The organism is Pusillimonas sp. DMV24BSW_D, from assembly GCF_011388195.1.
In the GTDB taxonomy this organism is placed as follows: Bacteria; Pseudomonadota; Gammaproteobacteria; order Burkholderiales; family Burkholderiaceae_B; genus Neopusillimonas; species Neopusillimonas aestuarii.
In genome coordinates this window covers 2,112,418-2,136,845 of sequence record NZ_CP049990.1, presented here as the reverse complement: position 1 = coordinate 2,136,845, position 24,428 = coordinate 2,112,418, and the positions used below count along the sequence as shown (strand labels likewise).

Annotated in this window: 25 protein-coding genes and 1 tRNA gene; 5 read left to right on the top strand and 21 right to left on the bottom strand. The window is 51.4% G+C overall.

Features of this window, described 5'->3' with window-relative positions; all coding sequences use genetic code 11:
* Positions 1-63 precede the first annotated feature (63 nt).
* Positions 64-822 (top strand): response regulator transcription factor, encoded by a 759-nt coding sequence (locus tag G9Q38_RS10385; RefSeq protein ID WP_166130670.1) that lies wholly within the window; start codon positions 64-66, stop codon positions 820-822.
* A gap of 25 nt (positions 823-847) precedes the next feature.
* On the opposite strand, the gene G9Q38_RS10380 is transcribed toward G9Q38_RS10385, so the two are convergent.
* On the bottom strand, positions 848-2,653 hold the full coding sequence (locus tag G9Q38_RS10380; protein WP_166130668.1) for an ABCB family ABC transporter ATP-binding protein/permease: 1,806 nt from the start codon (positions 2,651-2,653) through the stop codon (positions 848-850).
* A gap of 124 nt (positions 2,654-2,777) precedes the next feature.
* Here G9Q38_RS10380 and G9Q38_RS10375 point away from each other — a divergent pair, with 124 nt between their 5' ends.
* On the top strand, positions 2,778-4,202 hold the full coding sequence (locus tag G9Q38_RS10375) for an anti-sigma factor domain-containing protein (protein WP_166130666.1): 1,425 nt from the start codon (positions 2,778-2,780) through the stop codon (positions 4,200-4,202).
* Here G9Q38_RS10375 and G9Q38_RS10370 read toward each other — a convergent pair.
* The 11 genes from G9Q38_RS10370 to G9Q38_RS10320 all read right to left on the bottom strand — a co-directional run bounded on the left by G9Q38_RS10370 (position 4,147) and on the right by G9Q38_RS10320 (position 12,695).
* Positions 4,147-4,947: a ferritin-like domain-containing protein gene (locus G9Q38_RS10370; protein WP_166130664.1), complete on the bottom strand. Its 801-nt coding sequence runs from the start codon at positions 4,945-4,947 to the stop codon at positions 4,147-4,149. The two genes, G9Q38_RS10375 and G9Q38_RS10370, sit on opposite strands and share 56 nt — an antisense overlap.
* Positions 4,947-5,348 carry a MerR family transcriptional regulator gene (locus G9Q38_RS10365; protein ID WP_166130661.1) on the bottom strand — a complete coding sequence of 134 codons (402 nt, stop codon included), beginning with the start codon at positions 5,346-5,348 and terminating at the stop codon, positions 4,947-4,949. Before G9Q38_RS10365 ends, G9Q38_RS10370 begins: the two co-directional genes overlap by 1 nt.
* 24 nt (positions 5,349-5,372) lie before the next feature.
* Entirely contained in the window at positions 5,373-5,690 is a 318-nt protein-coding gene (locus tag G9Q38_RS10360) for an integration host factor subunit alpha (RefSeq protein ID WP_114421589.1), read from the bottom strand.
* A gap of 10 nt (positions 5,691-5,700) precedes the next feature.
* On the bottom strand, positions 5,701-8,115 hold the full coding sequence (pheT, locus tag G9Q38_RS10355) for a phenylalanine--tRNA ligase subunit beta (protein WP_166130658.1): 2,415 nt from the start codon (positions 8,113-8,115) through the stop codon (positions 5,701-5,703).
* A gap of 78 nt (positions 8,116-8,193) precedes the next feature.
* Positions 8,194-9,216, bottom strand: coding sequence for a phenylalanine--tRNA ligase subunit alpha (gene pheS / locus G9Q38_RS10350; RefSeq protein ID WP_166130656.1), 1,023 nt, complete (start codon positions 9,214-9,216; stop codon positions 8,194-8,196).
* Positions 9,217-9,291: 75 nt separating this feature from the next.
* On the bottom strand, positions 9,292-9,651 hold the full coding sequence (rplT, locus tag G9Q38_RS10345) for a 50S ribosomal protein L20 (protein ID WP_114421586.1): 360 nt from the start codon (positions 9,649-9,651) through the stop codon (positions 9,292-9,294).
* A gap of 17 nt (positions 9,652-9,668) precedes the next feature.
* A complete protein-coding gene (gene rpmI, locus G9Q38_RS10340) occupies positions 9,669-9,866 on the bottom strand; it encodes a 50S ribosomal protein L35 (protein ID WP_114421585.1) in 198 nt (65 codons plus the stop codon).
* 203 nt (positions 9,867-10,069) lie between these two features.
* Positions 10,070-11,599, bottom strand: a complete 1,530-nt coding sequence (locus G9Q38_RS10335) for a YifB family Mg chelatase-like AAA ATPase (protein ID WP_166130653.1) — start codon at positions 11,597-11,599, stop codon at positions 10,070-10,072.
* Positions 11,600-11,687: 88 nt separating this feature from the next.
* Entirely contained in the window at positions 11,688-11,930 is a 243-nt protein-coding gene (locus tag G9Q38_RS10330; RefSeq protein ID WP_166130651.1) for an accessory factor UbiK family protein, read from the bottom strand.
* An 88-nt stretch (positions 11,931-12,018) separates the two neighbouring features.
* Positions 12,019-12,426 carry a hypothetical protein gene (locus G9Q38_RS10325; protein ID WP_166130648.1) on the bottom strand — a complete coding sequence of 136 codons (408 nt, stop codon included), beginning with the start codon at positions 12,424-12,426 and terminating at the stop codon, positions 12,019-12,021.
* A gap of 59 nt (positions 12,427-12,485) precedes the next feature.
* The gene (locus tag G9Q38_RS10320; RefSeq protein WP_166130645.1) at positions 12,486-12,695 is read right to left on the bottom strand and encodes a hypothetical protein; all 210 of its coding nucleotides are present in this window, start codon (positions 12,693-12,695) and stop codon (positions 12,486-12,488) included.
* Between the two features lie 469 nt (positions 12,696-13,164).
* Here G9Q38_RS10320 and G9Q38_RS10315 point away from each other — a divergent pair, with 469 nt between their 5' ends.
* Positions 13,165-13,503, top strand: coding sequence for a P-II family nitrogen regulator (locus tag G9Q38_RS10315; RefSeq protein WP_114421580.1), 339 nt, complete (start codon positions 13,165-13,167; stop codon positions 13,501-13,503).
* Between the two features lie 11 nt (positions 13,504-13,514).
* Positions 13,515-14,741, top strand: a complete 1,227-nt coding sequence (locus G9Q38_RS10310) for an ammonium transporter (RefSeq protein ID WP_166130642.1) — start codon at positions 13,515-13,517, stop codon at positions 14,739-14,741.
* A gap of 63 nt (positions 14,742-14,804) precedes the next feature.
* Here the strand turns inward: G9Q38_RS10310 and ptsP are convergent, their stop codons facing one another.
* The 6 genes from ptsP to thrS form a co-directional block, all read right to left on the bottom strand.
* Entirely contained in the window at positions 14,805-16,559 is a 1,755-nt protein-coding gene (ptsP, locus tag G9Q38_RS10305) for a phosphoenolpyruvate--protein phosphotransferase (protein ID WP_166130639.1), read from the bottom strand.
* An 8-nt stretch (positions 16,560-16,567) separates the two neighbouring features.
* Positions 16,568-16,840, bottom strand: coding sequence for an HPr family phosphocarrier protein (locus G9Q38_RS10300; RefSeq protein ID WP_166130637.1), 273 nt, complete (start codon positions 16,838-16,840; stop codon positions 16,568-16,570).
* Positions 16,841-16,897: 57 nt separating this feature from the next.
* Complete coding sequence (locus tag G9Q38_RS10295) at positions 16,898-17,293, bottom strand: PTS sugar transporter subunit IIA (protein ID WP_166130634.1); 396 nt, start codon at positions 17,291-17,293, stop codon at positions 16,898-16,900.
* 2 nt (positions 17,294-17,295) lie between these two features.
* The gene (gene gshB / locus G9Q38_RS10290; RefSeq protein ID WP_166130631.1) at positions 17,296-18,255 is read right to left on the bottom strand and encodes a glutathione synthase; all 960 of its coding nucleotides are present in this window, start codon (positions 18,253-18,255) and stop codon (positions 17,296-17,298) included.
* A 63-nt stretch (positions 18,256-18,318) separates the two neighbouring features.
* Positions 18,319-18,879, bottom strand: a complete 561-nt coding sequence (gene infC, locus G9Q38_RS10285; protein WP_199532543.1) for a translation initiation factor IF-3 — start codon at positions 18,877-18,879, stop codon at positions 18,319-18,321.
* Positions 18,880-18,884: 5 nt separating this feature from the next.
* Positions 18,885-20,825 carry a threonine--tRNA ligase gene (gene thrS / locus G9Q38_RS10280; protein ID WP_166130628.1) on the bottom strand — a complete coding sequence of 647 codons (1,941 nt, stop codon included), beginning with the start codon at positions 20,823-20,825 and terminating at the stop codon, positions 18,885-18,887.
* Between the two features lie 180 nt (positions 20,826-21,005).
* Here thrS and G9Q38_RS10275 point away from each other — a divergent pair.
* Positions 21,006-21,082, top strand: a tRNA-Val gene (locus G9Q38_RS10275).
* Between the two features lie 46 nt (positions 21,083-21,128).
* On the opposite strand, the gene G9Q38_RS10270 is transcribed toward G9Q38_RS10275, so the two are convergent.
* From G9Q38_RS10270 to G9Q38_RS10260, 3 genes are all read right to left on the bottom strand, one after another.
* Positions 21,129-22,271 (bottom strand): ABC transporter substrate-binding protein, encoded by a 1,143-nt coding sequence (locus tag G9Q38_RS10270; RefSeq protein WP_166130625.1) that lies wholly within the window; start codon positions 22,269-22,271, stop codon positions 21,129-21,131.
* Positions 22,272-22,365: 94 nt separating this feature from the next.
* Entirely contained in the window at positions 22,366-23,544 is a 1,179-nt protein-coding gene (locus tag G9Q38_RS10265; protein WP_166130623.1) for an acyl-CoA dehydrogenase family protein, read from the bottom strand.
* A gap of 56 nt (positions 23,545-23,600) precedes the next feature.
* Entirely contained in the window at positions 23,601-24,413 is an 813-nt protein-coding gene (locus G9Q38_RS10260) for a crotonase/enoyl-CoA hydratase family protein (protein WP_166132379.1), read from the bottom strand.
* Between the last annotated feature and the right edge of the window lie 15 nt (positions 24,414-24,428).

The window sequence follows — 24,428 nt, the reverse complement described above, 5'->3', positions numbered from 1 at the left end:
GTCACCGCCTGTGCTGTCGGTCGCGAAGAGTCGTTAACTCTTTCTACTATAAGGAAATCGCAAATGGCACGCATCATGATTCTGGAACCTTACCCGCTGCTTCGGCTGGGCCTTGTTCAATTATTGTCCGGGTTAGGCCCCGACACCATACTGCATAGCCAGGGCAGCCTCACTGAGAATAACGCCCCAGCGGAACATTACGACCTGGTATTAATGTCGCTAGACGAAAAAAATGCCGGCAACCAAATTCAAAAAGTTGAGTTGTTGTTCACACCCAATGCCATCCTGCTCATGGGTGAAGCTACGACCATGCCTGTTGAGATTATCAAAACCTCATCCGCAGTTGCCGGCTATATAGCTAGTTCCAGCCCATCAGAAGTACTACAGGCAGCGGTTCGTCTGGTTCTGGCAGGCGGAACATGTTTTCCAAGAAAAGCCGATGTTGCAACGACAGTTGAATTAAAACCCGACCCTATCGTCACCGCTTACTCACCTACACGCTGGCCCCCTGCCATTGAGCTATCGGCCCGCCCGCCAAAATCACGGCGCGAGCATGAAATGCTGGGCCTAACCCCGCGCCAATATGAGGTTTTAGTGCTGTTGGCACAAGGCCACCCTATGAAAACGATCGGTCGTAAATTAAACATTTCAGTTGCCACCGCAAAAGCCCATACTGAAACGCTTTACCAACGTTTGAACGTGCATAATCGCAATGCTGCGGTTTATGCCGCTGTTTCACGCGGCGCAAAATTGGGTTGGGCAAGCCTTGCCGGCAACACCTTCGACACTGACATGAAAACCAAAGAAGCGCAGCGGGCATGAATTGCGTCCTTCGGGACGCAATTTCCTACCTTCCTTGGCTGAACGGCTCCCCGCTTTCTTCAGCCACCTGCTGCATTTGCCACATTTGCGCATAGCGTCCGTTATGCAATAACAATTCGCGATGCGTTCCTTGTTCAATCACCTTTCCATGATCCATTACCGCAATAATATCGGCGTCGGCAATTGTCGAGAGGCGATGCGCAATAATCAAAGTCGTGCGATTACGCGCAATTAAATTCAACTCTTCCTGAATCTGCCTTTCCGTGCGGGTGTCTAATGCACTGGTTGCTTCATCCAGAATGAGAATAGGCGGATTCTTCAATAAGGTTCGCGCAATTGCCACACGTTGTTTCTCGCCACCCGACAACTTCAAACCACGCTCGCCCACCTGGGTGTCGTAACCGTCAGGCAACCGCGAAACGAAGTCATGGATGCGGGCCGCCTTGGCCGCTTGCACAATATCGTCGAAAGACGCGTTGGGATCGCCGTACGCAATATTATGCAAAATGGAATCGTTAAACAAAACGGTATCCTGAGGCACAATGCCGATATGATGACGCAAACTGTCTTGCGTCAAATCACGAATATCCAGGCCGTTAATTCGAATTGCGCCTTGCGTTACGTCATAAAAGCGAAATAACAAACGAGAAAGCGTACTCTTGCCAGCGCCCGACGCCCCTACCACCGCCAGCGTTTTACCTGCGGGAATCGCCAAATCCACATCAAACAAAATCTGCCGGTTAGCCTCGTAAGAAAAGCTAACCGACTCAAACCGGACGGCGGCGGCGCGCGTATCCAAAACCTTGGCATCCGGCCGGTCTTGAACTTCACGGTTTTCGGATATCAAGCCGAACATGCGTTCCATGTCAGCCAAAGCATGCTTTATCTCGCGATAAACAAACCCAAGAAAATTCAACGGCGCATAGAGCTGCGTTAAATAAGCCGATACCAAAACCACATCGCCAACCGTCATGGTTTGATTCACAACCCCCTGGGCCGACAACCACAAAAGCAGGGTAATACCCAGCGTAATTATGACCCCTTGCCCCATATTCAGAAAATTCAATGAGACCTGGTTCTTGACGGCTGAATCAACCCACTTGCCCAGATTGGTGTCATAGCGGTCGATTTCGTACTTTTCATTACCAAAGTACTTTACCGTTTCGTAGTTGATTAGCGCATCGATTGCTTTGCTATTGGCTTTGCTATCGAGATCATTCATGCTGCGCCGATAAACCATGCGCTTTTCCGTCACAATCAGCGTAAAAGCAATATACGTTGCAATAGTTGAAAGCGTAACCACAGCAAACAAGAAGTCATAACGCCAAAACAGAATAGCCGCAACCATCGTTATTTCAAGCAGCGTCGGCAAAATGTTGAACACGGTAAAGTTCAGTAAAAAGCCGATCCCTTTGGTGCCCCGTTCAATGTCACGGCTCAGCCCGCCCGTTTGGCGATGCAAATGAAAACGAAGCGACAAGGCAAACAAATGCCGGAAGACGCGTGTGGCAATGGTGCGCACCGAACCTTGCGTTACCCGGGCAAACAACGCGTCGCGCAACTCGCCGAATATGCTCGTGCTCAATCGCGCCAGGCCATACCCCAGCAACGCCCCAATGGGCACCACCAAAGCCGTCGGCGGCATGTCAAGTTGATCGACAATATCTTTCAAATACAGTGGAGCAATGACACTGGCGACTTTCGCTCCCACCAAACAGGCCATGGCCAACATGACACGCCATTTGAATTGCCATACATAAGGCAACAAGGAGCGAATGGTTTGAAGATCGTTACGATTGGTGGGCGCCGGGCCCCGATTAGAGAATTTCATGGACATCTTCTGTTATGAGCAATCAGGAACCGGTCCATGACGCATGGGTCATTTTACTGTGAGAAAATAAACCCGCTAAACCTAACGACAACAGACAATCTTTTTCTGCACTCCCGGAGCTTGCATGCCTGCTACTCTTCCCTCACTTGACCCCGCCCTGCAACGTTGTGCGAAAAAAGAAACGAGTAGCCTGGAACAAATCTACCGGCAAATTGCACCGCCGATAAAGGCTTTGGCACAACACGTCTTGAATGACGAAGCACTGGCTCAACAAGCATTGCACGACAGTATGGTGATGGTCTGGCAACACGCAAACCATTTCCACCCTGTTCATGGCTCGGGTTACGCCTGGATCTTCAGTATTTTTCGCTATCGCCTGCAGGCCTTGCAGCGGCAAACCACTGTAAACCACCCCGATCGAATTATTGCAGCCAAAAGCTGGTTGAACGACATAGGCCCTTGCCTTGATCACTTTGAAGCACCGCTAAGGGAACACTTAACCGAAGAAAGCGCTCAATTCATTGCCCTGGCCTATTGCAAAGGTTTAAACAGCTTCAACATTGAATCGGTCTTAAGTATTGACGCTAATATAGTACTGACGAACCTAACCGCGGCGTTCAACCAAACCCCGAGCGCTCCCCTGCCGAGCAGCCAGGTCGACAATGCCACGATTGCCTTTTATGTGCTTGGCCTACTTAACGGCAACCAAGCGAACACAGCTCAAGCGGCGATTGCCGAAGACGACAATGCCTTGAAGCAAGCGCTTTATTGGGAAGGGCTATTTTTTCAGTTAACCCATCTTCTGGCCACAAACGCGCCCGACGAACAAGCATGGGAAAAAATTCAGAATACACTCAAGCTTACGATTATTCCGCAACCGTTAAAAACACCTGAAAAAAGTACCCGGCCGGAGCCTCCTGCAACCAGAGGCGAAACCAAAGCGACAACGACTCAAGCGGCAACCAACTCAGCGCCCTCCCTTAACGAAAAACGTTCCGAATCAACACCTACACGGCCACAAAAAGGCGGCAAATTACGCCTATTGGTAACCAGCATACTTCTGCTGATATTGGCCGCCGGTCTTTATGTATGGCTAGTACCCATCCAGCCTGAACTGGCCGCCCACAATACGGCTAAGAATGCTGAAAATACACCTCCAGAGCCATTGTCTTTACACACCGTTGTTATGCAACCGCCCGGCAGCACTTCCACGCCCGGCTGGTTAATTGTCTCGCGTGATCCAGGCGTTCTGCATCTTGAGCCCCTGTTGAAAAGCCAGTTGGCAAACGACGAGGTGCTGGTTTTATGGCGGCGAAAGCCCAATTCGCCCACCACTCAGAAACTTGGCGTCATAGACGACTCCGCACCCAGTCAAATTCGCCTGACAAGCGGTTTTTCAGTCGTCGAGCCAATGCTATACGAAATCACCATTGAACAAAACGCCGCCGAATTGGTTGAGCCACAAGGCGATATTGCCTTTATTGGGCAGAGTTTCAGGTTGGAAGTACCTGATCCTGAGCCTGAAGCACCTCCAGTTCCTGCTCAGTAAATCCAGCGGCCAACCGGGCCTCGATGTTGAAAGGCCCCTTCAAACGCGGCGCCCGATAAACGCGCGCCATTTCAGCGTAATGTGCCACAGGGTCAAGGTTTTCTTTTTGGCACAGGTAGCGATACCACTTATTGCCAATCGCCACATGGCCAATTTCATCACGCAGGATAATATCAATAATTTGCGCCGCCTCATTGTCGTTGGCGTTTGCCAATTTTGTGCGAACAACCGGTGAGGCATCCAGACCTCGGGCCTCAAGTGTTCGAGGAACCAAGGCCAATCGGGCAAGCAAATTATCGGTGGTGCGTTGCGCCATTTCCCACAGTCCATCATGTGCGGGAAAATCGCCATAGGTATATCCCATTCCATGCAAATGCTTGCTTAGCAAAGAAAAATGGTAAGCCTCTTCTTTCGCGATAATCAGCCAGTCTTCATAAAACTCAGACGGCATGCCTGGAAAGCGCCAAATCATATCCAGCGCCAGATTAATGGCGTTAAATTCAATATGCGCCAAAGAGTGAATCAGTGCCGCCCGCCCCTGTTCCGTATGAACCGACCGCTGTTTCACCTTAAAGGGGCCGACCAACTCGGGACGGTTGGGGCGTCCGGGAATAGACGCGCTTTCCGGCATAGACAAGTTCTGGTTAGGATCAACCTGATCAAGTTGCTTATCTATTGCCTGTACTGCCCAAACTTTTTGGTCGGGGTTAGGCAAGCATAAAGCATGTAAAGCCGCAGCACGCATTAAACGGCCGTTTCAGACTGTGCCCCAAGTGCCTGATCGAGGCGATCACGAATATTGATGAGTTCGTTTCGCATTGATTGAAACTCCTGGCCGGTAAGACGTACCGCTGCATCGGCATCGTGGGGAACGTCACGTGCATCGCCCAGACGATTCCGCGCACCACTAATCGTAAAACCCTGCTCATACAATAAATCGCGGATTCGGCGAATAAGCAAGACTTCATGGTGCTGATAATAACGGCGGTTCCCACGCCGTTTAACGGGCTTGAGCTGCGTGAATTCCTGTTCCCAATAACGCAGGACATGCGGCTTGACCGCACAAAGTTCGCTGACCTCACCAATCGTGAAATAACGCTTGGCGGGGATAGGAGGCAGATTAACCGTCGTTTGGCTTGAACTCATGGCTTTGTTCTGGCAATGAAAACATTAAAGTACAGGTTCATCAGGTGCTTGCTCAACCGCGCTTTTCAGTTTCTGGCTGGCATGAAACGTAACGACCCGACGCGCTTCAATGGGGATGACCTCACCCGTTTTTGGATTCCGCCCCGGGCGTGGCGGCTTATCGCGAACCTGGAAATTACCAAAACCCGAAAGCTTGACTTCAATACCATTGGCCAACGACTCACGAATTTCTTCGAAAAAAGTGTCGACCAGATCTTTAGCTTCCCGCTTATTCAAGCCCACCCGATCGAACAATAACTCGGCCAATTCGGCTTTAGTCAGTGTGCGTGCTTCCTGATTCATCATGTCTCTCTTATGCTCGTTGCCGAACGCCATGCTGATCGACCAGCGCCGCCAGCAACACCTTCATGCAATCTTCAACCTGCTGATCATCCAGAGTAACCACCGGATCCTGCAACCAAAAACGCAAGGCCAGGCTGGTTTGCGCCGAAGCGCCGTCAGCATTTTTGTCACGCCATACATCAAACAAGCGAATATCCTTAACAATCTTTAGCTTAGCATCAGAAACAATACTTTGCTTTAAGGTATCGAGTAAACCCTGATACGACACACCTTGATCCACCCAAATGGCCAAATCACGGATGACGACCGGCTGCCGCGAAATTTCAGTTGGAGCGGGCAGATTAACATAAGAGATTGCCTCAACGTCCACTTCAAAAACCACCGGTGCACGCGCCAACTCGAGTTGTTGAACCCACTGTGGATGCACTTCGCCAAGCCAGCCGATCGGCGTACCGCCGAGCAGCAGGCGGGCGCTGCGCCCAGGGTGCAAGGCCGGATGAACAGCAGCTTCGCAAACCAGCTCATTTGCCCTGCTACCCAGTAAAGCCTCAAGATCGTTTTTTATATCGTAAAAGTCGACGGGTTTATCGGGTACGCCCCATTGCTCAGGCATGGCAGGCCCCCAGGCTGCTGCCGCCAACCGCTGTGGCTGCCGTACACCTTGCACAACCAAATCACCTTCTTCAACGGAGTCGTCGCGCTCAAATACGCGGCCCAGCTCGAAAACCCGCACACGCGACTGTTTACGATTGGCATTGTGCACGATATTGGCTAACAAACCACCAATCAAACTGGAACGCATGACGGCCAGTTGACTTGCAATGGGGTTCAACAAGCGGATCGGATTGCTATTCGCACAATAGTTCGTTTCCCAACCTTCTTCAACGAATGAAAAATTGATCACTTCCTGATAATCACGCGAGGCCATCACCGCACGAAGGGCATGAGGGCCTTTCAGGGTTTCCGCGGGCATTGTCATCATCGCGGGCGCCACTGGGACCAAATCGGGAATGCGTTCGAACCCATAAATACGGGCGACTTCCTCAATCAGATCTTCTTCAATGGTCAAATCGAATCGGTAGCTGGGTGGACTGACCTTGAAAACACCGTTTTCCAGTTGATAGGGCAAATTCAACCGGGTGAAAATTTCGCCAATTTCCTGTTCGGAAACATCGATACCCAGCACGCGCCGACAACGATCGACGCGTAAAGCAACAACAGGTCGTTCAGGCAAATTAATAATTTGGTCGTCGAGCGGGCCGGCCTGCCCGCCACAAATTTCCAGTATGAGTTGCGTCATACGTTCGAGATCTTGCGGGATATTTGCAAAATCAACGCCGCGCTCAAAGCGATGGCTGGCTTCGGAACTGAACTTGAAACGCCGGGCCCGGCCCATAATGGCCTCGGGCCACCAAAACGCCCCTTCGAGATAGATATCGGTAGTATCGAGGGTTACCGCACTGGCCTCGCCCCCCATAATGCCCGCCAGGCTTTCCAATTCGTTCCCCGATGAGATGACCCCCACATCGGATTGCAAGGTGACGGTTTGGCCGTTCAACAATTCAAGTTGCTCGCCCTCTTGGGCCCAGCGCACCGTTAAACCCTCATTAACTTTGGCTAGATCAAACACATGAGTCGGACGTCCCAACTCAAGCATCACGTAGTTGGAAATGTCAACCAAGGCCGAGATAGAACGTTGGCCACAACGCTCCAAACGTGCACGCATCCAATCTGGGGTCTTGGCTTTTGCATTCACCCCTCGAATAACACGACCGGCAAAACGGCCACAAAGATCCGGCGCTTTGACCTCAACAGCCAAGCGATCATTAATACTCACAGCCACTGGCTCTGTTTGTGTTGGCGTCATAACAGCGCCACTCAGGGCTGCCACCTCACGTGCAACACCCAAAATTGACAGACAATCAGCCCTGTTTGGGGTCAATTTCAATGTAAAAACCGTATCATCAAGACTGAGCGTTTCGCGGATTGACTGCCCTGCCGACAAGCCGGAATCAAGCTCGAGCAAACCAGAGTGGTCTTCCGATAAACCCAACTCGCGTGCCGAACACAACATACCGAACGACTCAACACCACGCATCTTGGCTTTGCCAATTTTCATGCCGTCAGGCAACTTGGCACCGATACGCGCAAACGGCACGGTTAAACCTGCGGCCGCATTCGGCGCACCACATACAACCTGAAGCAAATCGCCCGAACCGTCATCCACTTGGCACACGCGCAACTTGTCGGCATCGGGATGCGCAGAGATTTCTTTAATATGGGCAACGACGATCTGCTCAAACGGCGGCGCAACCGGACCCACTTCCTCAACTTCAAGGCCCGCCATGGTGAGTTGATGAGATAACGCATCGGAATCAATATCCGGATTCACAAAGCTGCGCAACCACGATTCTGGAAATTGCATAATGGTGTCTGAATTCGATTAAAGTGTCTGGAAAACCGGATTCGGGTGCGCACTGAAGCGCCCCGAATCACAGCGATTTCAACGATTGAACTGACGCAGGAAACGCAGATCGCCTTCAAAAAACTGGCGCAAATCATTCACGCCGTACCGAAGCATGGTTAAGCGTTCCAGACCGGAGCCGAACGCAAAACCAATATAACGTTCGGGGTCGAGGCCAAAATTCCGGATAACCTGAGGATGAACCTGCCCGGAACCGGATATTTCCAGCCACCGCCCTTGGTTGGGGCCCGATGTAAACATCATGTCGATCTCAGCGGACGGCTCGGTAAAGGGAAAAAACGACGGGCGAAAACGAACGACAAGATCGTCGGTTTCGAAAAAAGCCCGCAAGAAATTCGTATAGACCCCTTTCAAGTCGGCAAACGAAATATTCTCAGCCACCCATAAACCTTCCACCTGATGAAACATAGGAGAATGGGTTGCATCGCTGTCGACACGATAGGTACGACCCGGTGCAATAACCTTAATAGGCGGTTTGTGCATGCGCGCATACCTGACTTGCATAGGGCTGGTGTGCGTGCGCAACAACATGGGCAGACCTTTGCTGTCGTTCATGTCGACATAGAAAGTATCCTGCATGGAACGGGCCGGATGATTTTCCGGATTGTTCAGCGCGGTAAAATTTGTCCAATCGTCTTCAATTTCAGGCCCATCGGCAACATCGAACCCAATGGAACGAAAAATTGCCTCGACACGTTGCCACGATTGAATCACGGGATGAATCCCCCCCGTTGCGTAGCCCCGGCCCGGCAAAGTGACGTCGATCGTTTCCGATGCCAGCCGACGTTGCAGCTCTGCCTGCGCCAATTGTTGGCGGCGCTCGGTAAGCAATGCTTCAATTTGCTGCTTAAGCTGGTTAATACGCGCGCCTTCGGTTTTCTTTTCGGCCGGCTCGAGCTTGGCCAGCCCTTTCAACATAGAAGTGAGCAAGCCTTGTTTGCCGATAAAACGGGCTTTTGCGTTCTCCAGCGCATTGGCATCTGTTGCCTGCTGAAACGCCTCGGTTGCCTGAGAAATCAGGTCTTCATCGGACGAAGTCATGGGTTAACCGTTTTTCCAAATGCAAACGGAGCCCAACCGAGCCCCGTTTTAGTGCAATACCGTTGACGTAAAAGCTTACGAAGCCAAGGCAGCTTTTGCCTGTTGAACCACTGCGGCAAAACCAGCCTTGTCGTTCACGGCCATATCGGCCAGAACCTTACGGTCGAGATCAATGGATGCTTTCTTAGTACCGGCAATAAACACACTGTAGGATACACCGAGCTCACGGCAAGCCGCATTGATACGTGTAATCCAGAGTGCGCGGAATGTGCGTTTTTTGTTGCGACGGTCGCGATAGGCATATTGCCCTGCACGCATGACCGCTTGTTTGGCAACCCGGAATACATTACCGCGGCGACCGCGATAACCTTTGGCTGCTTTAAGAACTTTCTTGTGACGGGCGCGGGCGGTAACGCCGCGTTTTACGCGTGGCATAGTTAATCTCCGTTAATTCAAGCGTAGGGCATCATGCTGCGAACAGACGCAACATCAGACTTGTGAACCGCTGTGGAACCGCGCAACTGGCGCTTGTTCTTAGTGGTTTTCTTGGTAAGAATGTGGCGCTTGAACGCCTGACCGCGCTTAATAGAACCGCTACCGCGAACCTGGAAACGCTTGGCAGCGCCCCGTTTGGTTTTCATTTTTGGCATGTTTAAACCCTATGATTTATGACTGCAGGTGCCCAAATTTACTGGGACTTCTTTGCCGCTACCTTGCCTCTGCCAAAAGCCCGGAAAAAGTAGCACCGCAAACCCACAGGTCATTTATTAACAAATACTTTAATAAATGCTTGGAAAATACTTCTGCAATAATTTGCAAAGCCCTTGATTATAGAATGTTTTCTTGCCTACGTCTACCAAGCCTGACGAAACTGTACGGCTTCGGCGACATGCGCCCCATCAACCTGCTCACATCCGGCCAAATCGGCTACAGTTCGGGCGACGCGCATAAGACGATGAAGGACCCGCGCCGACCAACCCCATTGCTGAGCCCCCTGCAACAACAGGGCACGTGCGCCTTCGTTCAGGCCAATATGTTTTTGCAAATCGCTAGCTTGCAATTTGGCATTTACCATACCCTGACGCGTTATCTGAGTGGAGCGAGCCCGAGCCACGCGCACCTTAACTTGCGCCGACGTTTCCCCTTCGGGAAGCTCGAGCCAGCCTTCAGGCACCGGCGCAACACCGATTTGCAAATCAAGCCTATCCAGGAACGGGCCTGACAACCGCGCCCGGTATTGCTCCACCCGTTCAGGCGTGCAACGACAACTGTGCCGAGGATGCCCCGCCCAACCGCACGGACAAGGGTTCATTGCCGCCACGAGTTGAAAATCGGCCGGAAAACGAACGGCATGCCGGGCTCGGGCTATGGTTATATGAGCCGTTTCCAAAGGTTCACGAAGCGACTCGATAACGCGGCGCTCAAATTCGGGCAACTCGTCAAGAAATAACACACCATGATGCGCACGCGTTATTTCACCAGGCCGTGGCACAGCCCCACCACCAATCAACGCAGGAGAAGAGGCACTATGATGCGGCGCCCGAAAGGGCGCAACAGAACTTAAATAAAGCCCCGCTTTGTCGCGTGCACGCAATGCCGCAACCTCAAGTGCCTGAGAATGGGATAACGCCGGCAACAAACCCGGAAGACGACCGGCCAGCATACTTTTCCCCGTTCCAGGAGAGCCGACCATGAGCAAACTATGGCCGCCTGCAGCCGCGACCTCCAATGCCCTTTTGGGAAAAGTTTGGCCTCTTACGTCGCTTAGGCACCCGACATAATCAGAATCGGTAACATCGATAACGCCCGATACAGCATCAACCGGCTGCCATTGCACGTCACCCAACAGACCCGCCACGACTTGACTCAAAGAATGCGCCTCATAAACCTGAACACCGGGAACCGCTGCGGCAAGCCTGGCACTTTCGCATCCCATGACCAACCGTGCAGACGGATAGTGACGCGCTATGGACAACGCAACGGAAAGAGGATCATTGGCCGGCGGGATTGCACCGGTTAACGAAAGATTACCGACAAATATCCAACCCTGAATATCGACTGGTTTGCCGGGGTGCCCCTGTGCACCGGCAATTGCCACCTGCCCCGATGCCATGAGGATACCCAATGCGATGGGCAAATCGAACCCGCAAGAAGCCTTGGGGAAGTCTGCCGGCGCCAAATTTACCGTGATACGACCGGCCGGAAAATCGAGACCACTACTTACAATGGCTGCACGAACACGTTCGCGACTTTCCCGCACACCTGCATCCGGCAGCCCAACAATTGAAAAAGTAGGTAGCCCACTACCTACATGGACCTCAACCCGCACTGCCACCGACTCAAAGCCTAACGTGACCCGGCTCTCAACCACCGCCAGCGACATACCCTTCCCCTATTCCAGACCATGCACCAGTATGACCGCACGACCTCAAACAAGGCTGCTTAAATGGATAAACCCATCAGCCGTAAAACTACAACTCTTGCTTTTGCTGCAATTCGCGCACACGCGCCTCCAACTCTCCCAAACGAACCAAAGCACGCTCAAGCACCGCCGCCTGCGTGTCAAACTCTTCCCGAGTCACCAAATCGAGCCGCGAAAACGTTTGTGTCATCATGGCGCGGACATTGCGCTCGATATCGGCCGCAGGGCTGTTTTTAATTAAATCAGACATATTCTTCTGGAGATCTTCCATCCAGTCGCTACGATTCGCCATTATTTTCTCCTGACAATGATTTACCGTCAGTGTAAAGAAAAAGAGCGCCGATTGGCGCCCTTATACGAAAGCTGCAACCAGAACCCGATTACTGTCCGGCTTGCTGCTCGGCTTCAGGAGAGTTTTCAGGGGGTGTGCCTTTGGACAACGTATCCTGAATCGCCTCATTTGCCTCGCGAGCACCTTCTTTAATTGCTTCGCCGGCGCGATTGGCCGCTTCAACCGCATCATCACGAATCTCAGCAGCTTTTTCCGCTACTGCATCCTGTGTGGATTTTGCATCAGTATCAGTCGTAACAGACCCTGTTTGAGCAGGTGGTGCAGATTCAGCGGGTGGCTGAGTCGGCGTAGGCGGCGTCGTCATGGGGGGTGACTCCATTGTGCTGCTGGAATCCGATGCCGCCGGAGCAGTATCGTCTTCATTCGAACACGCAGCCAGTACAGACATTGAAGCCACTAATGCTAATGCAGCATATCGGGTTTTATAAATCTTCATAAGAACTCCTTATTGTTATCAACGGGCATAACGCCGCCAAAAAATGGGAAACACTGATATTAATAACTACCGCTACCCGATGAGGACTGGCTTCCCTGGGGAGCCGGGGCTGGTGAAGGGGCCGGTGTTGCAGCCCCCCCTGGTTGGCTCATGGCTCCACCACCGCCCGGAGGTGGGCCGGCCATATCCTCTTCATTGGAACAAGCGCCCAAAGCGGTTGCAGAAACCAACAAGAATGCTGCAGCAAATGATTTATATTGCGACTTCATTTTGACCTCCCTACTTGCGTTTAAATCACTCATCCAGAAGATTGCTAAAGACACGCTTGCCTGGTGAGTTCGCAGTTACAATTCTATCGAGTCAAAATCAACACAGTCTCAATTAGTGTAAACCCTGATTACACACCCATCACACCTTGGGTGACGGCCAACCTTCCAAGAGCCGCATAAAACGGCCCCGCCAACAATCTCATGCGCAGATTCTCACGCAATAAATCGACACAATTCATGTCGCGCATTCATTTTTAGTTACTTTTTTAGTCGCCCCTACGTACATCAATAGTGCCGGCCGCACCAAAAACACCCTGAACGAACCAAGTCGGTGCAATTTTTGAGTACCGTCATTGTCATCATGGTGCATTACCCATCATGGCTTCAAATACAGCGACCTCGAGAAACAAAAAAACTGGCATGCTTTTTGCTTTAAGAGAAATGATTGTCCTCTTAAAGGAAACACACCATGAAACTAGTTACTGCAATCATCAAACCGTTCAAGCTGGATGAAGTGCGTGAGGCACTCGCCGCTGTCGGTATCCAAGGAATGACCGTCAGTGAGGTAAAGGGTTTTGGCCGACAAAAAGGCCATACCGAACTCTATCGCGGGGCGGAATATACGGTCGATTTTCTGCCAAAACTCAGAATCGAACTGGCCGTGACCGACGCATTGGTCGAACAAGCCATTGAAGCACTTTGCCAGGCGGCACATACAGGGAAAATTGGCGACGGGAAGATTTTTGTCACGCCGATCGAGCAAGTCATCCGTATCCGTACCAGCGAAACCGGCGATGCCGCTATCTAGGAGCAATAAACATGAATGCAGCTGATTTTGTTTGGGTGACCGTATCCACCCTACTCGTCTTAATGATGGTTGTCCCGGGACTGGCCTTATTCTATGGTGGCCTGGTGCGATCCAAAAACGTTTTATCTGTTTTGGCGCAAGTTTTATGCACCTTTTCGTTAGCCATCGTCGTTTGGTTTGTTTATGGCTATTCGCTGGCGTTTACCGAAAACAATGCTTTTTTCGGCGATTTCTCCCGTGTTTTCCTGAACGGTATCGCCAATTTCACTACAGGTGAGTATGCGTTGGCGGGCAGTATTCCCGAGATCAGTTTTGCCGCGTTTCAGGCAACTTTCGCCGGAATCACCTGCGCCTTGATTGTGGGTGGGTTTGCTGAACGTATCCGTTTTTCAGCGGTATTAGTGTTTACTTTGATTTGGGTCACCTTTGCCTACCTGCCCATTGCACATATGGTTTGGGCGTCCGGCGGCTTCCTGTTCGAGCGTGGCGCCCTGGATTTTGCAGGCGGCACTGTCGTCCATATTAATGCCGGTGTCGCCGGGCTGGTCGGCGCCTATTATCTGGGCCCGCGTCTGGGTTATGGTCGCGAAGCCATGCCGCCTCACAACCTGCCCATGACCATGATTGGTGCATCATTACTTTGGGTAGGCTGGTTCGGTTTCAATGCCGGCTCAGCGCTAGGCGCAAATGAAACCGCCGCCTTGGCTTTCTTCAACACGCTTATTGCCACGGCCGGTGCCGTCATGGCCTGGTTGTTTACGGAATGGTCCGTTAAAGGCAAGCCCTCGTTACTGGGTGCTGTCTCCGGTGCCATTGCAGGCTTGGTCGGCATTACGCCGGCAGCGGGACTTGTCGGTCCGTTTGGCGCACTGATTATTGGTGTTGTTTCCGGCATCGTATGCGTTTGGGGTGTAAACGGTCTGAAGCGGTTGCTTAAAGCCGATGACTCACTCGATGTATTCGGCATTCACGGTGTCGCCGGGATCATTGGTGCGATCCTCACCGGTGTATTTAACGCACAGGCATTGGGTGGACCCGGTCTGGAAAGCGCCGCCGACATATTCCCGCAACTCTGGATCCAAATCGAAGGCATCCTGATTACGGTTATCTGGACCGGGGTCGTTGCATGGGTTGCTTACTTCATTGCCGACAAACTGTGCGGTTTACGCGTTAGCAACGAAGAAGAACGTGAGGGCCTTGATATTAGCACCCACGGCGAAACCGCCTACCAGCGCTAACACAAAACAAGCCGTGCACCAGCACGGCTTGTTTTCCAATAGGACACAAAGCGAATTTGCGCCTTAACCGGCCAGTTCATCGAGATTAATTCGTTCCGCTCTATTTAGAGCCGATGCGACCTTAACCCGAAGTGCGTTGGTATGAGACTGACGCACTTCTTTTTTAACATCGAGCAGTTGCTGGGGATGCATGGAAAACTCTCGTAGACCCAAGCCAAGCAACATACGCGTAACCTGGGCGTCGCCCGCCATTTCACCGCAAACCGCCACCGACTTTCCATAACGTTGCGCCGCATTAATGGTATGTGAAATAAGCCGCAATACCGCCGGATGCATAGGGTCGTATAAATCGGCAACATCGTTGTCACCACGATCGATCGCCAATGTATATTGAATCAAATCGTTGGTACCGATCGACAAAAAATCCAGCTGTTCGACAAACGGTTCTATGGCAATGGCAATAGCAGGAATTTCCACCATGGCCCCCACTTCAACGTTTCGATCGAAAGAAATGTCTCGTGACTCCAGGTGCTGACATGCCTCGGCAATTGCCTGGCGTACCGCCCGTACTTCATGCAAATGAGCAATCATGGGAACCAGAATTCTAAGTTTCCCGTGCACAGATGCGCGTAACAAAGCACGCAATTGCGTTTGAAAAATTTCAGGATGAGCCAGACAATAGCGAATGGCACGCAGACCCAGCGCCGGATTGGTTGCGACGGTGGCATCACCGTCTAACGTTTTATCTGCACCAATATCCAATGTACGAATCGTTACGGGGCGACCCTGCATCGCTTTAACGACTGTGGCATAGGCTTCGTATTGCTCCTCTTCACCCGGTAGATCGCGACGGCCCATGAACAGAAATTCGCTGCGAAACAGACCAATGCCATCGGCACCCGCGGCCAACGCCTGCTCGGCCTCTTCCGGTAACTCAATATTGGCTTCAAGCTTAACCTGAACGCCGTCCAACGTAACCGCTTCCGCATATTTCAGGCGCCCAAGCTCGGCACGGTCATCTGCATAGGCAGACTGGCGTCGACGATATTCTTCCAGAACAAAATCGGGCGGGTTAACCAACACCGCCCCACTCATGCCATCGACAATGAGCAGGTCGCCATCGCGCACCAGGGTGCGAATATTGCCCATGCCGACAACAGCCGGCACATTCATACTGCGAGCAACAATGGCAGTATGCGAGGTAGGCCCGCCCAGATCCGTTAGAAACGCCCCAAATCGTGCACCACGCAAACGTAACATGTCGGCCGGTGAAATATCCCGAGCCACCACAATCAGTTCTCCCGAATAACCCGAGTCAAACTGAGGTAAGGCAACAGGTGTGCCGGATAATACTCGCAACACCCGCTCAATAACCTGGCGAATGTCTGTGCCGCGCTCGCGCAGATACTCATCTTCCATCGCAGCGAATTGCTCGCCCAATACTTGCCCTTGGGTGGTTAACGCCCATTCGGCATTGTAGTGACGCTCGATAATAAGGTTACACGCCTGCTCCGACAACATACGGTCGTCTAGCAGCATGCTATGCACAGTAAGCAGTGCACCCATTTCCCGCGGAGCATCATCGGGCAGGTTTGCCACCATATGTTGCAACTCATCGCGAGCTTGTGCCAGCGCCGCCTTCAATCTGGCACACTCTTCCTCAACCGCTTCGGGCTGGATACGATAGTGCACGACCTCTAGGGCTGCCGCACCCATCACGGCGGCCCGACCAATGGCATAACCTTTCACCACACCCTGGCCGCGAAGGCACAGCATGGAATTAAATGTATGAGGTATGGCAGGCGCAGCGGCAGTCATGAATCGTATTATTCAGCTTCACCAAATTTGTCATTAAACAGCTGGCGGACTTCTTCAAGCGCCACATCGGCTTGAGGGCCTTCGGCATCAACGGTTACGGTAACCCCCAGACCCGCCGCCAGCATCATGACGCCCATTATGCTCTTGGCGTTCACACGCTGTGAACCACGCGCGATGAAAATTTGTGTATCAGTGTAACGAGACGCCAATTGCGTGAGCTTGGCTGCCGCCCGTGCATGCAAGCCAAGTTTATTGGTAATAGTAATATCAATTGAAGACATATTAATTTCTTGTTCTATTTGAAATTGCCGCAACACACCCAAGACCATCAAGCATCTTTAAGTCGTGCAACAGGCACTTACGATCCCCTTGGCGCCGCTTGCGCGCACCAACTCCACCAATTCTTGAAGGTTATCACGCGGGCCGGTAAGCGCCTTGATGATCATACACAAATTCGTCCCGGTCACCAGCTCGGCGCGCGCCCCTTGTGCCTGTGTCGCTTCAACCGCTTTACGTGCAATATTGAATGGGGTGGCACCAAAAATATCCGTTAAAACCAACGTTGCCGGCGCTTCGGCAAGAATTGCTTGTAGTTGGATAACTTTATCTTCCGGCGAATCAGCCGGCGTGATATCCATAAGGACAATATCTGGCTCACAGCCCAGAACATGCCCTGCGCAATGCGCAAAAGCACTTCCCAATGGCTGATGCATAACCAGAACAACCCGCACCATGTCTACCCCCTTACCGCCTGCTCCAGCGCCTGAGCAAAACAATCGGCGACATCAAAATCAGTTTGCTCGGTGATTTCAACAAAACACGTTGGGCTGGTTACATTCACTTCTGTCAGGTAATCGCCGATTACGTCCAATCCCACCAAAAGAAGCCCTCTTTCCCGCAGCTTGGAACCGATTGTCTCAGCGATATAACGATCACGCTTGGTGAGTGGTTGCGCCACACCTCGACCTCCTGCGGCCAAATTCCCTCTTGTTTCACCCGCTAAGGGTATACGCGCCAACGCGTACGGTACGGGCTCACCGTTGATCAGCAAAATACGTTTATCACCTTGTTTTATTTCTGGAATATAGCGCTGCGCCATAATGGTGCGGGCACCATTATCAGTAAGCGTTTCCAGAATAGCGCCAAGATTCGCGCCATCGGGACGCACATGAAAAATGCCGGTACCACCCATGCCGTCAAGCGGCTTCAAAATAATATCGTGATATTTGGCGTGAAATGCCCGTAAGCGAGCTATGTTCCGACTGACCAGCGTCGGCGAGGTAAATTCAGCGAACTCGGTAATGGCAAGCTTTTCGGGGTGGTTGCGGATCGCTTGCCCCGCATTAAAAACCCGAGCGCCTTGCGCTTGGGCAAAATCGAGCAAATGTGTGGAGTACACATACTCCATGTCGAACGGCGGGTCCTTACGCATTACCACGGCATCGTAGCGCGACAAGGCCTGATCAACCGAATCCCCGGATGCTTGCCACCAATTTGGGCCATGCAAGTCGGCTTCCTGGATCAGATTGATCGCTTGACCCGTCACTTTTACCACACCCTCATCGATGTAAATATCGCCTTGCAAGGCCACACTAATTACGTGGCCACGCTTGCACAGGGCGCGCATCATGGCAACTGAGGAGTCTTTGTAGGCCTTCAACGACGACAAAGGATCAATAATGAATAGTATGTGCATAACGACCTGCGAAAACTATCCCCACCAGGATATCCTGGTGGGGATAGATAAGAAAAACAAGAATCAGGAGGCCGAATCGCCCTTACCCGCAGGTTTCTTGCGTGGCGCCAAAACCATAACCATTTGTCGCCCTTCCAGCTTAGGCATAGCCTCAACCTGGACAAGCTCGCTAAGGTCGTCGCGAACACGCTCCAATACACGCATGCCCAACTCTTGGTGGGCCATTTCGCGGCCACGGAAACGCAACGTAACTTTGGCTTTGTCACCGTCTTCGATAAAACGACGCAAATTGCGCAATTTAACCTGATAATCGCCCTCATCGGTACCCGGGCGGAACTTCACTTCCTTAACCTGGATAACTTTCTGCTTGGCTTTGGCTTCCGCCTGTTTCTTCTGTTCTTGATATTTGAACTTGCCGTAGTCCATTAAACGACAGACAGGCGGCGATGCATTGGGCGCAATTTCAACCAAGTCTACTTCATGATCTTCAGCGAGCCCGAGTGCGTCAGCCAGCTTGACGATACCCAGTTGGTCACCTTCGATGCCGATTAAACGTACCTCTGTGGCACGGATTTCGCCATTGATGCGATGGGATTTATCGGTTGCGATATCTAAAACTCCTATAAATATTAATGGTCTTGCCCTACACTGCGACGTTGCTGAATATCTTCGTGCAAACGCTCGATAAAGTCGTTGGTACTCATGACACCCAGATCAATACCGCCCCGGCTACGTACTGCAACCGTTCCAGCTTCGCGTTCTTTTTCGCCGACAACCAGAATGTAGGGCATTTTCTTCAAACTATGCTCTCTGATTTTACGGTTGATTTTTTCACCGCGCAAATCTGCCCCGGCTCTAAACCCTTGTTTTTTCAGCTTTTGAGCGATTTCAGCTGCATAATCGGCAGAATTCTCGGAAATACAGCACACCACAGCCTGTTCAGGAGCAAGCCATGGCGGTAGTGCACCCGCATGATTTTCAATAAGAATACCGATAAAACGCTCGAAGGAACCCAAAATAGCACGATGCAACATCACCGGCGTTTTGCGTTGATCGTTCGCATCGACATATTCGGCGCCGAGGCGCTCCGGCATGGAAAAATCAACCTGAATTGTGCCGCACTGCCAGTGACGGCCAATGGCATCCGTTAGCGTGTACTCAATCTTAGGGCCGTAGAACGCACCCTCGCCTTCACTGACTTCATACTCGCACCCTGTACGGTTCAAACTTTCCATCAACGCCTGCTCCGCTTTGTCCCAAACCTCATCGGAGCCAATACGTTTTTCCGGGCGGGTCGCCACTTTATACAGAATCTTTGTAAAGCCGAAGTCGGCATACACGTTCTGCAACAAAGCCGTAAACGCCGCACACTCGTCTTGCAACTGATCTTCCGTACAGAAAATGTGGCCGTCGTCTTGGGTGAACCCCCGCACACGCATCATGCCGTGCAGAGAACCGGACGGTTCATTGCGGTGGCATTGACCGAACTCGCCATAGCGAATGGGCAGTTCGCGATACGAATGCAAACCAGCGTTAAAAATCTGCACGTGTCCGGGGCAATTCATGGGCTTCAAACCATAAGTGCGACTCTCCGACTCTGTGGTGAACATGTTTTCGGCGTAGTTATCCCAGTGGCCGGTTTTCTTCCAAAGTGAAAGGTCCAGGATTTGCGGCGCCTTTACTTCCTGATAACCGTTGTCGCGGTACACGGCACGCATGTATTGCTCGACCTGTTGCCAAACCGTCCAGCCTTTCGGGTGCCAGAAAATAAGCCCGGGCGCTTCATCTTGGAAATGGAAGAAGTCCAATTCGCGACCCAGTTTGCGGTGATCCCGTTTTTCAGCCTCTTCCAGCATGTGCAAATAAGCGGCTTGGTCTTCTTTTGTGGCCCAGGCCGTGCCATAAATACGTTGCAACATTTCATTGTTGCTGTCGCCACGCCAGTAGGCCCCAGCCACTTTGGTCAGCTTGAACACCTTCAGTTTGCCGGTGGAGGGAACGTGCGGCCCCCGGCAAAGATCGATGAAATCACCTTCACGATACAGGCTAATGTTCTCGTTCGACGGAATAGACGCAATGATTTCCGCTTTATATTGTTCGCCAATGCTTTTGAAAAATGCAACCGCATCGTCTCGCGTCCATTCTTCGCGCGTGACCACCTCGTCTTTTTTGGCCAATTCCACCATTTTCTTTTCAATGGCTTCCAAATCTTCGGGCGTAAACGGACGCTTGTAAGAAAAATCGTAATAAAAGCCGTTATCGATAACCGGGCCGATAGTGACTTGGGCCTCTGGAAACAAACTCTTCACCGCGTAGGCCAGCAAGTGTGCAGTGGAATGGCGAATGAGATCAAGCCCTTCGGGGTCTTTGGCGGTTACGATAGCCAGTTGTGCGTTCTGATTAATGACGTAGCTGGTATCCACCAACCTATCTTCCTGGCCCTCGAACGACACTTTCCCAGCCAGAGCAGCTTTACCCAACCCCGACCCAATGGAAAAAGCGACGTCGTTAACAGACACCGGGCCGGGATACTCGCGCTGAGATCCATCGGGCAGTGTAATTTGAACCATATAGCATCCTGACATTAACAAGCGTACAAATACCCACCGATACCGTACACGCTACGACAAAAAACGCGGCATTTGCCGCGTTTCCAAACAAAACATTAGCCCACCTAGTGTAACATTGAATCCCGGCAAACGGCTTTGACACGCAGCCACAATTCAGGCTATTATTGCGTTCTTCTTTAAAGGCGGTTAGCTCAGTTGGTTAGAGCGCTACGTTGACATCGTAGAGGTCGCTGGTTCGAATCCAGTACTGCCTACCAAATAAAACAAAATCGCAAACCGATTCACAGCTAAATTACATCACTGTCATTTAGCTGTCACCAGTTTCCAGTCGCCATTTTCCACTTGCACTAACGCGCTGGCGCGCTCATCAAGCCCTGTATGATCGGTTTTACTCATGGTATATACACCATGCGTACCCACGACCTCGTTACTTGTTTCCAGTGCATCCCGAAGTGCGGCACGGAATTCAGCCGTGCCGGGTTTGGCGACTTTCAACGCCTTCTCCACAGCCTGGTCTGCCAATAAGTAAGCATCCCACGAGTAGGCTGAAAATGCATTGCGTGTGTTATCTCCAAATTTGGCCTCATAGTTTTCGGTAAAGTTCATGGCCTCCGCCTTAATCGGGTTGCTGTCGGGCAATTGCTCGGCCACCATGACTGGTCCCGTGGGTGCGTAAGCGCCTTCGAGCGCCTTACCTCCAACACGCAAAAAATCTTTGTTAATCACACCATGATTATGATAAATAGGGCCTTTGTACCCGCGCTCTCGCAAGCTCACTTGAGGTAATGCACCCGGCGTCCCGGAACCACCCAGAACAACTGCATCCGGTTTAGCGGCCATTAGCTTAAGCACCTGACCAGCTACGCTAGTGTCAATACGGCCGTAACGCTCACTCGCCACCAGCTTTATATCGGTTCCCTCGATATTTGCTTTTAGCCCCGCCAACACCAGTTCACCCCAGGAATCCGAAAAGCCCAGGTAACCAACGCTCTTAATCCCTTTTTCTTTCATGTTTTTGACCACCGCGGCCATCATGATATTAATAGGCTGCGGCACCGCGTACGACCAAGGGTTATCCTCAGCCTTAACCGGCAAAGGGGAAAGCGAGATCTGAGGCACTTTCTGTTCAGCCACAATCTCACTGACTGCCAGCGCAGTGGGCACACTGCTTGAGCCGATAATCAGGTCAACGTTATCTTGCTGAATAAGCTTTCGGGCCAGTTTTACCGAGGTTGTGGTGTCAGTTGCATCATCAACAATTATGTATTCAACCGGTACACCACCCAAGGTTTTGGGTACGACCTCAAAAGTATTCTTATAAGGAATACCCAACGACGCCCCCGGCCCGGTAGCGCCGGTAATAACGCCAACCTTAACGCCTTCGGCAAAAGCATTGGACAGCGGGATTAAAGTAGCCAACGTAAATGCAAGTATGCTTTTCTTCATTCTAATGTCTCCTGTAATTCGATTTATTTAAAAATGACCGATTTACGGCCTTTGTTCTGCTGCTTATGGTGCAGCTTGTAGATGGCAAGAGGTTTTACAAGCCTAATTGCCTTGAAACAATATGCCGCATGATGTCGCCGGTACCGCCACCGATCATAGGAAAGTACGAATCTCGTAGAAAGCGTTGCACAGGATATTCATTCATTAATCCATAACCGCCATAAACCGACATAGCCATTTCACAAACCTCATGACACCCTTCGGCCGCGACGATTTTTGCCAGCGCCGCTTCGGTAGTAATGGATGCATTCTGGTCGGCCAGTGCTGCGGCATGATAGGTATACAACCTGCTTTGCTCGAGCTTGGCCAGCATATCGACCAACCGAAATTGAATGGCTTGAAACTTGCTGATAGGTTGACCAAATTGCTCTCGCTCTTTGGCATAACGCAAAGCGGAGTCGTATGCAGCCCGACCACCGCCCAATGCCAAAGCAGCAGTAAAAATACGATCGACTGTTAATGACTTATAAGCGTTCAGAAAACTGCTCGGTGCACCATTGTTTAAATAGCATTCATCAGGCACAAAAACATTCTCAAAAACCAATTCAGCCGTATCGGAGCTTCGTACTGAAAACTTGTCCAGCTTACGCCCTACCGAGAACCCGGGGGTATTGGTATCAACCAGAAAGAGATCGAGCCCTTTTAACCCCTGCGTTGGATTTGTGGTTGCCACTACGGTAATAAAATCGGCGACCGTACCATTGGTCGTGAATATTTTGGAACCGTTAAGAAGGAAGCCGCCCTCTGTGCGAGTGGCACGTGTACGTAAAGAGGCGGCATCGGAACCCGAATTAGGCTCGGTGATTGCAAACGCTGCGACTTTCTCACCCAGCAAAGCCGGTTTCAAATACTTGTTATGTAAGTTCTCATTACCCCACTGAAAAACGGTGTGCGTTGCCGTTGAGCCTTGCATACACACACCCGCAGCGAAACTCATAGAGCCTCGTGCCAGCTCTTCACATAATACGGAGAAACAGGTAAAGGGATACTTCAAGCCACTACCGCCAACCGTTTCCGGATACATGATTCCGTAATAACCCAGATCACCCAACTCTTTGAACAGTTCATGAGAAAAATCGTTCGCATTATCGAGCGCCTCCGCCTGGGGACACAGCCGCTCGTCGACCCAACGCGCAATATGATGTCGAAATTCGTTCGCCTCGGCTTCTAACTCGTCTCGACTGAAATCGGTTCGTAAAGGTGCGGAACTCATTGGTTTATCCCTTTCGCTTGGGGTTACTCATACACATCATTATCAGCAAGGGTTATCTACCCCTGAGAATGGCGTTGAACCTTATTGGCCTTACGTTCCAGAAAATCGCGCAAACGCTGCTTGGCTTCATCGTCTCCTTGAGCAATGCCAACCATCAGCATTTCGGTAAACAGCCCTGTTTGCGGATCTTGCTCGCAAATACGAGGGATGGATTGGATAACGGCAAAATTCGCTAATGGCGCGTTTTTTGCAATACGTTTGGCCAGTTCAATCCCTTTCTGCAATCCCTGGCCAGGGTCAACCAGATATTGAGAGAGTCGCAAAATATGATGTGCCTCTTCAGCCTCGTACACCCGTCCTGACAGCATCATATCGATCACCGTCGCAGCTCCGATAAGACGAGGCAGGCGAACAGACCCTCCTGAGCCCAGAAAAATGCCGCGCGTACCCTCGGGAAGAGCGTAATAGGCACTCCGCTCGGCAACGCGAATATGTGTTGAAGCCGCAAACTCCAGCCCACCCCCGATAACAGCACCATGAAGCACCGAAATAACCGGCACTTTACAAAACTGCACAGTGTCATTCAGGCGCTGCCCAATAATTGACGTATCAAAACTCTCGGCGACAGAGGTTTCTTTCAGTTCATTCAAGTCAAGACCGGCGCAAAAATCGCCGCCGGCACCGTGCACCACCACACCCTGCACATGTGCTGGAATGCTTGAAAAAAAGATCTGCATACCCAGCACCAACTCATCACAGAGTGCATTGCGTTTATGTGCACGATTTAAAGTTAAAACAGCAATGGTGTCATCCAACTTAACCGATAAACTTTCAGGTAATGGAACGGGCCACTTATAAGATTCACTCATCATTTCTTCATAGTT